11 protein-coding genes are annotated in these 14,846 nt (G+C 66.2%); 1 reads left to right on the top strand and 10 read right to left on the bottom strand.

All coding sequences use genetic code 11. The annotated features are described in order from the left end of the window. Nucleotides 1–73: 73 nt before the first annotated feature. The 10 genes from AB4083_RS16175 to kdpF form a co-directional block, all read right to left on the bottom strand. A complete protein-coding gene (locus AB4083_RS16175) occupies nucleotides 74–925 on the bottom strand; it encodes a helix-turn-helix domain-containing protein (RefSeq protein WP_441609111.1) in 852 nt (283 codons plus the stop codon). Between the two features lie 496 nt (nucleotides 926–1,421). After that, on the bottom strand, nucleotides 1,422–2,765 hold the full coding sequence (locus AB4083_RS16170; protein ID WP_441609110.1) for an SGNH/GDSL hydrolase family protein: 1,344 nt from the start codon (nucleotides 2,763–2,765) through the stop codon (nucleotides 1,422–1,424). A gap of 326 nt (nucleotides 2,766–3,091) precedes the next feature. Then, nucleotides 3,092–3,787 (bottom strand): response regulator, encoded by a 696-nt coding sequence (locus tag AB4083_RS16165; RefSeq protein ID WP_441609109.1) that lies wholly within the window; start codon nucleotides 3,785–3,787, stop codon nucleotides 3,092–3,094. Then, nucleotides 3,787–6,441, bottom strand: a complete 2,655-nt coding sequence (locus AB4083_RS16160; RefSeq protein WP_441609108.1) for an ATP-binding protein — start codon at nucleotides 6,439–6,441, stop codon at nucleotides 3,787–3,789. Before AB4083_RS16160 ends, AB4083_RS16165 begins: the two co-directional genes overlap by 1 nt. 91 nt (nucleotides 6,442–6,532) lie before the next feature. Beyond that, nucleotides 6,533–7,102 carry a potassium-transporting ATPase subunit KdpC gene (gene kdpC, locus AB4083_RS16155; protein ID WP_441609107.1) on the bottom strand — a complete coding sequence of 190 codons (570 nt, stop codon included), beginning with the start codon at nucleotides 7,100–7,102 and terminating at the stop codon, nucleotides 6,533–6,535. 10 nt (nucleotides 7,103–7,112) lie between these two features. Further along, complete coding sequence (locus AB4083_RS16150) at nucleotides 7,113–8,579, bottom strand: outer membrane beta-barrel protein (protein WP_441609106.1); 1,467 nt, start codon at nucleotides 8,577–8,579, stop codon at nucleotides 7,113–7,115. 90 nt (nucleotides 8,580–8,669) lie between these two features. Continuing rightward, nucleotides 8,670–8,864, bottom strand: a complete 195-nt coding sequence (locus AB4083_RS16145) for a hypothetical protein (RefSeq protein WP_441609105.1) — start codon at nucleotides 8,862–8,864, stop codon at nucleotides 8,670–8,672. Between the two features lie 31 nt (nucleotides 8,865–8,895). Continuing rightward, on the bottom strand, nucleotides 8,896–10,968 hold the full coding sequence (gene kdpB / locus AB4083_RS16140) for a potassium-transporting ATPase subunit KdpB (RefSeq protein WP_441609104.1): 2,073 nt from the start codon (nucleotides 10,966–10,968) through the stop codon (nucleotides 8,896–8,898). A 19-nt stretch (nucleotides 10,969–10,987) separates the two neighbouring features. After that, nucleotides 10,988–12,790 carry a potassium-transporting ATPase subunit KdpA gene (gene kdpA / locus AB4083_RS16135; RefSeq protein ID WP_441609103.1) on the bottom strand — a complete coding sequence of 601 codons (1,803 nt, stop codon included), beginning with the start codon at nucleotides 12,788–12,790 and terminating at the stop codon, nucleotides 10,988–10,990. Then, entirely contained in the window at nucleotides 12,787–12,879 is a 93-nt protein-coding gene (gene kdpF, locus AB4083_RS16130; RefSeq protein ID WP_081805176.1) for a K(+)-transporting ATPase subunit F, read from the bottom strand. The genes kdpA and kdpF overlap by 4 nt, the downstream gene beginning before the upstream one ends. A gap of 474 nt (nucleotides 12,880–13,353) precedes the next feature. Between kdpF and AB4083_RS16125 the strand changes: the two genes are divergently transcribed. After that, nucleotides 13,354–14,379, top strand: coding sequence for a TraB/GumN family protein (locus AB4083_RS16125; RefSeq protein WP_441609102.1), 1,026 nt, complete (start codon nucleotides 13,354–13,356; stop codon nucleotides 14,377–14,379). The last annotated feature ends 467 nt before the right edge of the window (nucleotides 14,380–14,846 follow it).

Raw genomic sequence — 14,846 nt, 5'->3', positions numbered from 1 at the left:
ATTAGCTATCGGACTAGGCTGAAAGTGCGGACCTGCCACGCCGATCTGCGAACGGCCCTGCATTCGCCCGCCATCACGGCGCGCTCTGGCAGCTCCCCTGATTCGACGCCGTCGCCGCTTTTACCGCGCGCATCTCGCCGGGACACATGCCCTGGATACGCTTGAACAGTCGATAGAACGCCGCCTTGCTCGCATAGCCGACCTGCTCGGCCACGTCGGCGACCGACAGCCGCGGGTCCTGCAGCAGCCGTTCGGCCAGGTGCATGCGCCAGTAAGTGATGTACTGGCCGGGCGGCATCTTCATCAGCTGGGTGAAGCGCTGGGTGAAGGAAGAACGCGACATGCAGGCGAGTGCGGCCATGGTCTGCACGTTCCAGCCGCGGCCCGGGTCCTCGTGGATGGCGTTGAGCACCTTGGAAATGCGCCGGTCCGAAAACGCGGTGAACAAGCCCAGGTTGGCGTCTGAGCGCTTCGCGTAATGGCAGATCGCGATGGTGAACAGGATCTCGGCGAGCTTGTTGAGGATCACCCCGCGGCCGGTGATGCTGGAATGCGAGACCTCGATCATCGCGTTGGAAATCCGCCGATAGACGTCGCCCGCGTCGCCGGGGCGGATCACGAACCATGGTGGCAGCACCTCGTGGAACTGCCGATGCCAGCCGCCGGTGAAATACAGCCGGCCGCGGATCAGGCTGGGCCCGCTGATCTGCAGGTCGATCACCTTCAGGTCGCCATGGGCATCGAAGGAGGCGATCAGCAGGTCGCCGGGCTCCAGCCGGATCGGCGCGTCGATCGAGGCGCCGTGCACCTGGCAGGGATGCATGCCGGCCATATGGAACAGTCCGCAGTACTGCCTGGACGGCGCGTGCTGCTCGTCGGCATCGGCGCCCTGGATGTCTACGTGGACCAGTGACAGATCGAGCAAAGTCTCCAGTGAATGGATGAGGTCATCACGATGGTGTCGCTTGACGAGAGAAGTTTTCAGCTCGGTATACATACGGATGTCCTTCCTCTTTGCTTCGTCGGCATGGCGTTGCGCGAGGTTTGTTCATGCGCTTGCGGCTCCAGGTGGTGGAACGATGAGGGATACGTGGCTAAGAAGTTTCCTAATCGGCGGGTATCCACATCAGGCGTCACGCTGCACGCGTCGATCCAGGTGGACGGGCTTGCCTGCATCTGTGATTCGGCAAGCGGGTCGTGTGCAGTGGCGGCGGACTTCGTGCCTGATGCAGGCGTGTCGACTTTATCGAAGCACGCCGGAAGATTTCGTTCCCCTGCGCCGGCAGCAAGCCCACGCTGTGTAGTCAGTAGTGATGCTTCGAAAGCATTGATCTGCTGGTTACCGTTGGACGCCGCAATGCATGCGAAAGTTGCGCGTCGAACCACGGTGATGAATGCATCGCAGCGATATCGGATTTATCTCATTGCGTTGCTTCGGATAATTCTTCATGGAAATTTCCTAGTACGAACGATGTAACTTTCTGCGCCAGGATCTGGTGGCCCTTCGTGGTCGGATGCAAGCCATCCCAGAAGAAGTGCTGGTCGGCGCGGGTGCAGGCCCGGCGCGGGCGGTGCTCCCTGGTGTAGGCGAGGGCGCTGCCGTAGTCGATCTGCAGGCACGCGTCGACGAAGTTGGTCAGGCCATGGCTTTCGGGGTCCGCGGCGACTTCATCGAGCAGCGGGAAGTTGTCCATCAGCACCAGGCGAACGCCGCGGTGCTGTTGCTGCAGGCGATCGACGATGCCGCGCAGCTGCTGGTTGTAAGCGGCGACCTCCCCGGCCACTTGCGCCTTCTTGGTGGACGTACGCAGACCAGGAGCAAGGGTCAGGTCGGGAAGGTTCATCACCAGCAGATGCTTCGCGCCTTGTGCGATCAGATCGCGCAGCGAGGCTTCGACGTGCAGCGCGATGCTGTCGACGGAACGACCGTAGTTGATGATGTCGTTGGCGCCGATCCACAGCGTGAACAGCGTCCGCGCCGGCTGGTAGTCCCGCGCCACCCGCATGTATTGCTTCCAGGAGGCGACCTGCTCGCGCACGCCCGGTATCACCATGTGCTGGTCGCCCGCTGCGCCGCCCACCGACCAGTTGTACAGCGGAATGCGCAGGGCGGCGGCCACCTGCTCGTTCCACAGCGGGCCATTGCTGAAGCGTCCCAACAACCAGCTCTTGCGGTTGGGCATCTTCCACAGCGATCCGTTGTATAGATTCATCGTGTCGGAAAGGCTGTCGCCGAAGCTGACCATGCGATTGATCGACGTGCCGCCCTGCTGCTCGCCGTACGTCCATATCAGGTAGTTGAACGAACGCCGGTTATCGGCGGCATGCAGGTCGAACAGCGTCGCGGGCAGCCCTTGCCGGCGCAGCGTGTCGCGGCAGACCTGCTCCAGCTCCGCGCGTGCCGTGCTGGTGTAGAACATGTTGCGCCAGCGGAACACGAAGTTGTCGTACCAATAGCCGCGCAGCAGGTAGTACGAGCCGTCGGCGATGCGCGCCCAGACGTAGTCCGAACGCGGATTCAGGTCGCTCGCGTCCTTCCGGTACCAGCAGCGCATATACGTGTAGTCACGATCGGAGGAGGTACGCAGCAGCGAAGCGTCGCGCTGGCCGGCTGGCGCGTCCGGCCCGTTGTCGGAGATCTCGCGGCCGTCGTAAGAGCTGGGTACGTCATCTTCATGCGTCGCTGCAGTCTGGGCATGCAGCTGGCTGAAGCTGCCCAGCAGCGGGACAGCAAAGAGAAGAAGACGCGGGCGTGGCTTGCTCATGGCGTTGCTCCGTTGGCGGCGCGCGGGTCCATGCCCGGCAAGGCCGCTCAAGGCCGCAGATGCACCCAGTGCGTGCGGCGTGGAAGCGATGGCGGGGTGACAAGGCGCGATGGCGTTGCGTAACCCGGATCGCGGATCGGGAACTCGATGCCCGACTCGGCAAGGCCGTCGGTTCGCGACGGCATGAAAGGATTCTTATGCCAGCGCGCCCGGGGCTCCATCGCCTGTTGCCTTGGCTGCGGTGCCCAGGTGTCCGATAGCGCACGCAGCGCGTGGCCGACAGCCTGCCGTCAGCCGTCAGCCGTCAGTGTCGATGGTGCGCGTAATCAACCGGCGAGGAAGCGGTAGCCGACACCGGCTTCGGTTTTCAGCCAGCGCGGCTCGGCCGGGTCGTCGCCCAGTTTCTGGCGCAGCTTGCCCAGCACGATGCGCAGGTAGTGCGTGTCCTGCACATGGGTGGGGCCCCAGATCTCACGCAGCAATTGCTGCTGCGTCACCACGCGGCCGGCGTGGCGCAACAGCATCGCCAGCACCGCGTATTCCTTGCGCGTGAGCGCGAGCGCTTCGCCGTCGAGCTGCACTTCGCGGCGCGCCAGGTCGATGGCGAGGCGGCCGTCGTCGTAGCGCTGCGCGGCCGGTTCCGGTTCGCCCGGACGGTTGCGCAGCAGCGCGCGCAGGCGCGCCATCAGTTCCTGGATGCCGAACGGCTTGGTCACGTAATCGTTGGCGCCGGCATCGAGCGCGCGCACCTTCTCGCTCTCGGCATCGCGCACCGACAGCATCAGCACCGGCACCTGGCTCCACTGCCGCAGTTCCTTCAGCACTTCGTGCCCTTCGCGGTCGGGCAGGCCGATATCCAGGATCACCAGGTCGGGCGAACGCGTGGCCGCCTTGGCCAGGCCTTCCTCGGCATTGGCGGCCAGCACCACCTCGTAGCCTTCGGCGCGCAGGCCGATATCGAGGAATTTGCGGATCTGCGCCTCGTCGTCGATCACGAGCACGCAGGGTGCGGCAGCGGTCATCAGGGCGGCGTCGGCAGCGGCAGGGTGATGCGAATGGTGGTGCCCCCGCCGTCGCCGGGCAAGGCCTCCACCGAACCGCCGTGGGCGCCGATCATGCCGCGGCAGATCGCCAGCCCCAGGCCGGTGCCCTGCGGCGCGCGGTCGCCGCGCGAGACCGAATAGAACATGTCGAAGATCAGCGCCCGCTCGTCCTCGGGAATGCCGGGGCCGCGGTCGCTGACATCCAGAACCAGCTTTTCGTCCTGCGTGCGCACCATTACCCGCACCGCCTCGCCGGGCGGCGAGAAGCGCGCGGCGTTCTCCAGGATATTGAACAGCGCCTGCTCGATCAGCGCCGGATGCACGTACAGCAGCACCGTGCCGGGGGGCAGCATGGTGTCCACCTTCAGCTCCGGGAACAGCTTGTGCAGCCGCGTCACCGCGGCGGCCACGATCTCGGCCACGTCGGTCCAGTCGCGATTGAGCTTGAGAGTGCCGTGGCCGAGCCGGGTCATGTCCAGCAGGTTCTGGATATAGCGGTCCAGCCGCTGGCCCTCGCCGAGGATGGCGTCGAGCAGCTCCTGGCGCTCCTGCCGCGGCAGCTGCTCGCCATAGCTGGACAGCGTGCCGGCCGAGCCGATCATCGAGGCCAGCGGCGAGCGCAGGTCGTGCGAGACGGAGGAGAGCAGGGCGTTGCGCAGGCGTTCGGTCTCGCCCTGCACCCGTGCGCCTTCCAGTTCGTCGGCAAGGCGCGCGCGTTCCAGCGCCTGGCCGATGTCCTGCACCATGGCCATGGCCAGACTGCGCTGGTCCGGCGAGAGGTCGCGCTGCTCGGGCGGGAAGCGCATCGCGGCGATGCCGAGCGGGCGGCTCTCGCTGCCCAGCGGCAGCACCCAGCACGGCGCGGCGTTGAGCGTGTCGGTATAGCGTCCCGCGGCTTCGGCGTGTTTCTCGCTCCAGTCGGCGGCGCCCAGGTCCTGCGCGGTGAGGCGGAAATCGCGCGGCGATACCGAGGCCACCTGCAGCACGCGGCCGGGATCGCGCATCAGCACCGCCGCGTCGCAGCGCAACGCCCGCGCCAGCGCGGCGGCGCCGACGTCGCGGATGCCGCTGGCGTCGGTGCTGGCGGTCAGCCGCTGGCCCAATGCCAGCAGCGCGCGCGCCTGCGCATGCGCCGCGCGCATCGATTCCACCTGGCTCGACAAGCGTGTCGCCAGCCGGCTGCACACCAGCGCCGCGACGAAGAACAGGCATACCGCCAGCACGTCGTCGAAGTTGGCGATCATCAAGGTGTAGCGCGGCGGCGCGAAAAAGAAGTTGTAGCCGACGAAGCACAGCGTCGCCGCGTATACCGACACCGCCATGCGCGTACGCACCGCCACCACCAGCACCGCGGTGAGGAAGATCAGCGCCAGGTTCGCCACCGACAGGTAGCGGTCGGCGACGAAGGCCAGCACGAACGCCACCAGCGCGGCGAGGGTCGCGTAGACGTACTCACCGCGCCGCCCGCGTCCACCCGGCATGCGCAGCCGCAGGCGCGACTGCGCGCGCTCGGTCGGCGTGGCGATGATGGTCAGTTCCAGATGCGCGCCACGGCGCAGCAGCTGCTGGGTCAGCGAGCGTCCCAGCATGCGCGCCAGCGGGCGCTCGCGCGTGCGTCCGAGCAGGATCTGGCCGACGCCTTCGCGGTCGGCGTGGGCCAGGATCTCGTCGGCGACGGCGTGGCCGCGCAGCACGATGGTCTCGCCGCCGAGGCGCCGGGCCAGGCGCATCGCGGCATCCAATTGCTCGCGGCGTTTGACGTCGAGGTCGGCGCCGGTATCGACGAAGGCCACGCTCCACGGTGCGCCGCGGCGCTCGGCGATGCGCCGCGCCACGCGCACCAGGTATTCGCTCTGGCCGTGGCCATCGATCGCGGCCAGCACGCGCCGCCGCACCGGCATCGCGCCGCCGCGCGCCAGCATGTGCCCGCGCAGGTCGCTGTCCACGTGGCCGGCCACGGTATCCACCGCCAGCTCGCGCAGCGCGGCCAGGTTGGTCGGCGAGAAGAACGCATCCAGCGCCGCCGCCGCGGTTTCCGGCACGTACACCTTGCCCTGCTTCAGGCGCTGGATCAGCTCGCGCGGCGGCAGGTCGACCAGCACGATGTCGCGCGCGCGGTCGAGGAAGGCATCCGGCACGGTTTCGCGCACGGTGACGTTGGTGATGCGCCGCACCTGGTCGTTGAGGCTTTCCAGGTGCTGCACGTTGAGCGCGCTGTACACCTCGATGCCGGCATCGAGCAGCTCGGCGATGTCCTGCCAGCGCCGCTCGTGGCGCCCGCCGGGCAGGTTGCGATGGGCCAGTTCGTCGACCAGGATGACCGCTGGCTTGCGCGCCAGCGCGGCGTCCAGGTCGAATTCGGTGAAGTCGCGGCCGCGGTATTCGACCGGGCGGCGCGGCAGCACTTCCAGGCCGTCGACCAGCGCTTCGGTCTCGGCACGGCCATGCGTTTCCACCAGCCCGATCACCACGTCCACGCCCTGGCGCTTCAGCTCGCGCGCGGCGGACAGCATGGCGAAGGTCTTGCCCACGCCGGGGGCGGCGCCGAGGAAGATCTTCAGGCGGCGGTGACGCTCATCCTGCACGCTGTCGAGCAGCGCATCGGCGCGCAGTTCCCTGGAGAGATCGGACATGGAGGCATTGTAGGTTGGGGTGAGCCAAAGGCGAACCCCAACAACGGGGTTCGCCTGGAATGCGCGGCGATGTTGGGGTTATCACCCCAACCTACAGCTGGTCCAGCGCCAGATTCAGTTCCAGCACGTTGACCCGCGGCTCGCCCAGCACGCCGAACTGCCGCCCGCGGGTGAACTGCGCCACCAGCTGCTGCACCCGGGCCGCCCCCAGCCCGCGCGCCTTCGCCACGCGGGCAAGCTGGTACTGCGCGGCGGCGGGGCTGATCTCCGGGTCCAGGCCGCTGCCCGACGCCGTGACCAGCTCCACCGGCACCGGCGCCGCATTGCCCGGATCGGCGGCGCGCAGCGCATCGATGCGCTGCTTCGCCGCGTCGGTAAGCGCCGGGTTGGTCGGGCCCTGGTTGGACGGCGTCGACGAGGCGCCGTTGTTGGCCATCGGCGAGGTTGCCGACGGCCGTCCCCAGAAATACTTCGGCTCGGTGAACGACTGGCCGATCAGGCTGGAGCCGACGGCCTTGCCGTCCTTGGCGATCAGGCTGCCGTTGGCTTGCGCCGGGAACAGCAGCTGGGCCAGGCCGGTGGTGGCGAGCGGATAGAGCAGGCCGAGGATCGCGCTCATCAGCACGAGCATGGCGATAGCGTTGAGTATCAGGCGTTTCATGCGCGTGGCCTCAGTAGTGCAGGATCGCGTCCATCAACGCGGTCATCTGGTAGTTGCGGCGGCCGCGGTCGTAGATCGGCTGGTCGTACGAGCGCTCGTAGCGGATTTCCGGGCGCAGCTCCAGGTCCTGCGAGACCCAATGGGTCAGGCCCAGGGTGTGGCTGGAATAACGCGTGGCGAAGCCGGTGCGCTGGCCTTGCAGGTCGCGGTAGTACTCGTTGCGGAACGACAGCATGTTCTTCGGGTCCAGCTCGAAGTTCAGATAGTTGACGACACCGTAGGCACCGGCCTGCCCCGCGGTGGAAGCCGAGCCGGGCACGCCGGGAATGCCATCCGCGCCGTAGCCGGGGATATTGCGGCCGTAGATGCGATAGGCCTCGGTCAGCATGTGCACGTTCTTGCTGAAGCGATGGCCCCAGGTGGCCACGTACATCTGGATGTTGTTGTAGTTGTAGTCCGACTTGTTCCAGTTATTGATGCAGGGGTAAAGCATGTCGTTGTTGTCGGCCGAGACCCAGCGCACGCAGGCCTGCAGCGACGGGCGCGACGAGTGGTTCCACACGGCGACGTCGTTGCCTCCGTTCACGCCCAGCTGCACCGTCCACTGGTCGCTGAGCTTGGTGGTGGTCATCACGCCCATCTGCGTATACGGGTCGACCGTGTAGAGGATGGAGTGGGTCAGCAGGTAGTTGTTCGGCGAGAACTGCGCCTCGATATCCGGCAGCGACAGATAGCGGCCGACGCGCACGTTCATGCCCTGCGCCACCGACGGGAAATACACGTCGATATAGAACAGCATCGGGTCGACGCCGTAGGTCTTGCCCGCCAGCGGCTGGTCGGCACGCGGGTTGTTCAGCAGCTGGTTGCTGAAGACACCCTTCATCGTCGTGTAGTGATAGTCGTAGCCGTACAGGATATCCAGGTGCATACCCCAGTCGATGTGGTCGGTCTGCACGGTGTCCGGCACGCGCTCGATGCGGAACAGGAACTGGTTGAACTCCACCCGGTTCGGGCGCGTCGCATACGACAACGGATAGTTGGTATGGCTGGACGAGCTGATATTCACCGAGGGATTGATCCAGCCGTATACCTCGATGCGGTTGTCCTTCATCCAGTGGCCCAGCTTGGTGCACGACAGCGCCTTCTCCAGCGGGTACTGGCTGTTGAGATTGGGCACGCCGATCGGATAGGCCACGCCGCCGAGCTGCCATTCCGCCGAGGGGAACGGCGCCGAGTCGAACGGCGATTCCATGGCGCGGCGCTTGGGCGCCGGCGCGTTCGGATCGGCCGGCTGCGCGTTCTCGCGGTAGGCGGCGGCCAGGCGGCTGACGAAGCCGGCGGAGCAGTCGTCGCTTGCCGTGACCGACGCGCCGGGCGCGGGGCCCAGGTCCGACGCCGCGGCCTGGCTGGCCATGGCTTTGCCGGCCGGTGCCAGCGCGAACAGAAGCGCGAACGCGAGTGCCTTCTTGTGCTGCATAAAGTCCTGTGAGAACCGGTCCGGAGGGACCGCCTTGTTTTGGTTGAAAGTCTTGGTTGAAGCGTGTTGGTTAATGAAGGGTGTCGCCGCTCAAATGCCGGCGTAGCCACCCAGTACGTAATCCTCCTGCTCGGGCGTCGCGGCCGCGTCATCGCGGCGCAGCTCGCGCGAGCGCACCGGCAGCGCGATCACCACGTCGCAGGCGGATTCGTCGGCGGAGAGCCGCAGTTCCACGCTGTCGTGGTCGGCGTCGGGCAGGGAAACGGAAAGCTTCAGGGTTTGCATGGGGAAACCAACTCCTCGTGATGGATCGCGCTCAGGCCAGGCCGAGCCATACCAGCAACAGGTCGATCAGCTTGATGCCCACGAACGGCACCGCGATGCCGCCCAGGCCGTACACCAGCAGGTTGCGGCGCAGCAGCGCACCGGCGCCGAGCGCGCGGTACTTCACGCCCTTCAGCGCCAGCGGAATCAGGAACACGATGATCAGCGCGTTGAAGATCACCGCCGACAGAATCGCGCTCTGCGGCGTGGCCAGCTTCATCACGTTCAGCGTATTGAGCGCCGGATAGGTGGTGGCGAAAGCCGCCGGGATGATCGCGAAGTACTTGGCGATATCGTTGGAGATGGAGAACGTGGTCAGCGCGCCGCGCGTGATCAGCATCTGCTTGCCGATCTCCACTACCTCGATCAGCTTGGTGGGATTGGAGTCGAGGTCCACCATGTTGCCGGCTTCTTTGGCCGCCTGCGTGCCGGTGTTCATCGCCACCGCCACGTCGGCCTGGGCCAGCGCCGGGGCGTCGTTGGTGCCGTCGCCGCACATCGCCACCAGGCGGTTCTCGGCCTGGATCTTGCGGATCAGTTTCAGCTTCGCTTCCGGCGTGGCTTCGGCGAGGAAGTCGTCCACGCCGGCCTCGGCCGCGATGGCGGCGGCGGTCAGCGGGTTGTCGCCGGTGATCATGATGGTCTTGATGCCCATCCGGCGCATTTCGGCGAAGCGCTCGCGGATGCCGCCCTTGACGATGTCCTTCAGCTCGATCACGCCGAGCGCGGTGCTCCCTTCGACGACGATCAAGGGGGTGGCGCCGCGGCGTGCGACGTCCTCGGCCATGCGCTTGACCAGCGGCGGCAGGTGGCTGCCGGCGGCTTCGAGATAGCGCTCCACCGCATCGAGCGCGCCCTTGCGGATGCGGCGCTCGCCGACGTCGACGCCGCTCATGCGGGTCTGCGCGGTGAACGGCACGAACACGGCGTGGCTGTCTTCGAGATGGCGCTCGCGCAGGCCGAAGCGTTCCTTGGCCAGCACCACCACGCTGCGGCCTTCCGGCGTTTCGTCGGCCAGCGAGGCGAGCTGCGCGGCGTCGGCCAGGATCGCCTCTTCCACGCCCGGCGCCGGCATGAAGGCCACCGCCTGGCGGTTGCCCAAGGTAATCGTGCCGGTCTTGTCCAGCAGCAGCACGTCGACGTCGCCGGCCGCTTCCACCGCGCGGCCGGAGGTGGCGATCACGTTGGCGCGGATCATGCGATCCATGCCGGCAATGCCAATCGCCGAAAGCAGGGCGCCGATGGTGGTCGGGATCAGGCACACCAGCAGCGCAATCAGTACAGTGAGCGTGATCGGGTTGCCGTGGCCGCTGGCCTGCACGCTGTAGATCGAGTACGGCAGCAGGGTGGCGCAGGCCAGCAGGAAGATCAGGGTGAACTTGGCCAGCATGATGGTCAGCGCGATCTCGTTCGGCGTCTTGCGCCGCGCGGCGCCTTCCACCATCGCGATCATGCGGTCCAGGAAGCTCTCGCCCGGGTTGGCGGTGATGCGCACGATCAGCCAGTCCGACAGCACGCGGGTGCCGCCGGTGACCGCGCTGCGGTCGCCGCCGGACTCGCGGATCACCGGCGCGGATTCACCGGTGATCGCACTCTCGTCCACGCTGGCGGCGCCCATCACCACCTCGCCGTCGCCCGGCAGCTGCTCGCCGGCATCGACCAGCACGTAGTCGCCGGTGCGCAGCTCGCTCGACGGCAGGAAGCTCACCGTGGCATCGCGTTGCGGCGCGGCCAGCTTCTTGGCGATCACGTCCTTGCGCGAGCCGCGCAGCGCGGCGGCCTGCGCCTTGCCGCGGCCTTCGGCCAGCGCCTCGGCGAAGTTGGCGAACAACAGGGTGAACCACAGCCACAGCGACACCCAGAAGATGAAGCCGGTCGGTGCTTCGCCGTGGCCGGCCAGCGCCTGGCCCCACAGCAGGGTGGTCAGCACGCTGCACACGAACACCACGAACATCACCGGATTGCGGAACTGCTGGCGCGGCGACAGCTTGCGGAACGAGTCTGCGATGGCCTTGAGGATCAGATCGCGGTCGAAGGAACGCACCGCTTGGGCATGCGAATTCATGGAACGTTGTCCCTGTAAATCAGTGAGCCGACATCAGGAATTCGGCGATCGGGCCGAGCGCCAGCGCAGGCAGGAAGGTCAGCGCGCCCACCACGATCACCACGCAGGCCAGCAAGGTCACGAACAGCGGCGTATGCGTGGGCAGGGTGCCGGCCGAAGGCGGCACGTGGCGCTTGGCGGCCAGCGAACCGGCCAGGGCCAGCATCGCGATGGCCAGCGGGAAGCGGGCGATGAACATGCACAGGCCGGTCAGCACGTTCCAGAACGGGGTGTTGGCGGAAAGGCCGCCGAACGCGCTGCCGTTGTTGTTGGAAGCGGACGTCACCGCGTACAGGATCTCGCTGAAGCCGTGCGCACCCGGGTTGCTCACGCCGGCCACACCGGCTGGTGCCATCACCGCGATCGCGGTGCCCACCACCACCAGCGCGCAGGGAATCAGCACGGCCAGGCTGGCCATCTTCATCTCGTGCGCTTCGATCTTCTTGCCGAGGTATTCCGGCGTGCGGCCCACCATCAGGCCGGCGATGAACACCGCCACCACCGCGAAGGCGAGCATGCCGTACAGGCCCGAGCCGACGCCGCCGAAGATCACTTCGCCCAGCTGCATCAGCCACATCGGCACCAGGCCGCCGAGCGGGGTGAGCGAGTCGTGCGCGTTGTTCACCGCGCCGCAGGAAGCGGCCGTGGTGATGGCGGTGAACAGGCCGCTGGCGGCGATGCCGAAGCGCGTTTCCTTGCCTTCCATATTGCCGCCGGACTGCAGCGTGCTGGCCTTCTGGTCGACGCCCAAGCCATGCAGCGCGGGGTTGCCGGCCTGCTCGGCGGCGACCGCGCCGATCGCCAGCGGCACGAAGATCAGCAGCATGGTGGCGAGGATCGCCCAGCCCTGGCGACGGTCGCCGACCAGCACGCCGAAGGTGTAGCAGAGGCCGCCGGGGATCAGGAAGATCGCCAGCATCTCCAGGAAGTTGGCGAACGGCGTCGGGTTCTCGAACGGGTGCGCCGAGTTGGCATTGAAGAAGCCGCCGCCATTGGTGCCGAGCTGCTTGATCGCGATCTGCGAGGCGGCCGGGCCCATCGGCAAGGTCTGCACCGTGGCCGGCGATTCCTTGGTGAGCGGATTGCCCTTGGCGTCCTTCAGCGGATTGCCGTCGGCATCTTTCAGCTGCTCGACCTGGGTGATGTGCTGGGTGAGCGGCACGTCGACGTAGGGCTTGAGGTTCTGCACCACGCCCTGCGAAACCAGCAGCAGGCTGAGGATCAGCGAGAACGGCAGCAGGATGTACAGCGTGCTGCGCGTCATATCGACCCAGAAGTTGCCGATCGACAGCGAGCTGCGGCGCGAGAAGCCGCGCACCACCGCCACCAGCACCGCGATGCCGGTAGCCGCCGACAGGAAGTTCTGCACCGCCAGGCCCAGCATCTGGGTCAGGTAGCTCATGCTGCTTTCGCCGCCGTAGCCCTGCCAGTTGGTGTTGCTGGCGAAGCTGATCGCGGTATTGATCGCCGAATCCGGCGTCACCGCGGCGAAATGCTGCGAGTTAAGCGGCAGCCACGGCTGCACGCGCTGCAGCAGGTACACGGCGAGCAGGCCGACCATGTTGAAGACCAGCATGGCGATCGCATAGCGGCGCCAGCCCATGTCTTCCTCGGCGCGGATGCCGGAAAGGCGATACAGCAGCCGTTCGACCGGTGCGCCGAAGCGCGTGACCCGGTTCGGCTGATCGGCGAAGACCTGCGCCATATAGCTGCCTACCGGCTTGATCAGCAGCAACAGCACGACCAGGAAAACAGCGATCTGGATAAAGTCATTGGTGGTCATTCGAACCACTCCGGCTTAAGCAAGGCCACGCACAGGTAGCCGAGCAGGGCCACCGCGATCACGGCGGCCACGGCATAGAAGAAAGTCATGGGGATTCCCGCGAAAGGTGCGATCAGCGGCCTCGGCCCAGCCGGTCGCAGATCAGCAGGAAGCCGATCGTGGCGGCGAAGAGCACGAAGGAGAACAGCAGATAGATGGCGTCCATGGCGAACGTAGGTACCGGCAATGCAACGGTGCGTATTGTCGAAACCCGGGTATAAGAAAGGGGTAGCGAATCGGGGATGGGGCGTATAGAACGCGTAAAATTTCGTGCGAGCCTCAATGCCCAACCTGGAATCCTTCTCCCTCCGGGAGCACGCGGGGAGGGCACAGGGATGTGCCCGGCTTTGAGGAGCGAGGAAGGTGGCGGCAGCCGGATGAGGGTTCGGCCGGAGCGGGGCGCCCCACTCCGCCCGTACCCTCACCCCAACCCCTCTCCCAGTGGGAGAGGGGCTCTACGTTGAACCTTCATGCAATGCTTCAGTCCGACCACCGTCCCCCGTTCTCTCCGGAGTCACCAACGTATGCGCCTGGTCCCCCTCGCCATCTGCCTGGCGCTGCTTGCCACCCCCGTGTTCGCACAGCAGGCACCCCCCGCCCCGGCGCCCGCCACTTCCGTCACCAACCTCGAATCCGTCGTCGTCAGCGGCGTCGTCCCCGGCCCCGGCCTGTGGAAGGTGAGCAAGGGTGATCACGTGATGTACGTGCTCGGCACGCTGTCGCCGCTGCCCGAACACATGCAGTGGAAGACCGACGAGGTGGAAGGCGTGATCGCCGCCTCGCAGGAGGTGCTGACCTCGCCCTCGGTCTCGATCAAGCCCAAGGCCAGCTTCTTCGGCAAACTCTTCCTGCTGCCTTCGCTGATCGGCGCGCGCAAGAACCCGGATGGAATCACCCTGCAGCAGGCGCTGCCCGCGGACGAATACGCGCGCTGGACGGTGCTCAAGCAGAAGTACATCGGCAGCGATCGCGGCGTGGAAAGCTGGCGCCCGATCTTTGCGGCCGTCGAGTTGTACGAGAAGGCGGTCAAGCGCAGCGGTCTCAATGCTTCCGGCGGCGTAAAGGACGCCGTGCGCGACCTGGCCAAGAAGCACGGCGTGAAAGTCAGCGCGACGCGCTACGAGATGGTGATCGAGGAACCGCGTGCGGCGCTGAAGACCTTCAAGACTTCCTCGATGGAAGACAAGCAATGCTTCAGCCAGACACTGGACACGGTGGAGCATGGCCTGGACAAGGTCACCGCGCGTGCGAATGCGTGGGCAGTGGGCGATATCGAAGCGCTGCGCGGCTTGCCGATGAACGACCAGCGCGAGGCGTGCATCGAGGCGATCACCGGCGCGGGATTCGCCGAGAAACTGGGCTTGAAGGACGTGCCGGGGAAGGTCGAGGCGACGTGGGTGGCGGCGGTGGATCGGGCGCTGGGCGCGAATGCGCAGACCTTTGCCTTGCTGCCGATGGAAGAGGTGTTGTCGCCAAAGGGTTTGTTGGCGAAGTTGAAGGCGCGTGGCTATACGGTGACGGCACCCGACGAGGAAGAATCCTCACCTTGATCGTCATTCCGGCGCAGGCCGGAATCCAGTGGCGATACGTCCAGTGAGCGAACGGCCTTCTACCCTTGTGGTGGAAGGCCGATGCGACGGAACGCGTAGGATTTTTCTGCAAATGTGTCTGGCACGCGCAACGCGGGCGTACACCTACAGACAACCAAAAATCGATTTGATAGTGTCGATGGCGTTGCCCGCGGAGTGTTTTCAACGCGCGTCGCGGGCAACCATGGCAGCAATGCTGTGAGAAGCGCGGGCCAAGGGTGTTAGAGCACCCCTGACCCGCTAACCATCACCAACTAGCTAGGAGTTGATCATGGCTGTGCCAGATCATACGTCATGTATGGACGCCTCCCGTTTGGCAAGATCCTTGGCTGTGTGATGAAGCAACAGGACACGGTTGCAGTTATGTATTCGGCCTGTAGTTGCAGGCCTTATGCCTGCTGGCCCTGATGGAATTCGCTGACCCGCGC

Source organism: Dyella sp. 2RAB6, assembly GCF_052115385.1.
Taxonomy (GTDB): Bacteria; Pseudomonadota; Gammaproteobacteria; order Xanthomonadales; family Rhodanobacteraceae; genus Dyella_D.
The sequence above is the reverse complement of the archived record's forward strand: the minus strand, read 5'-3'. Positions and strand labels throughout refer to the sequence as shown.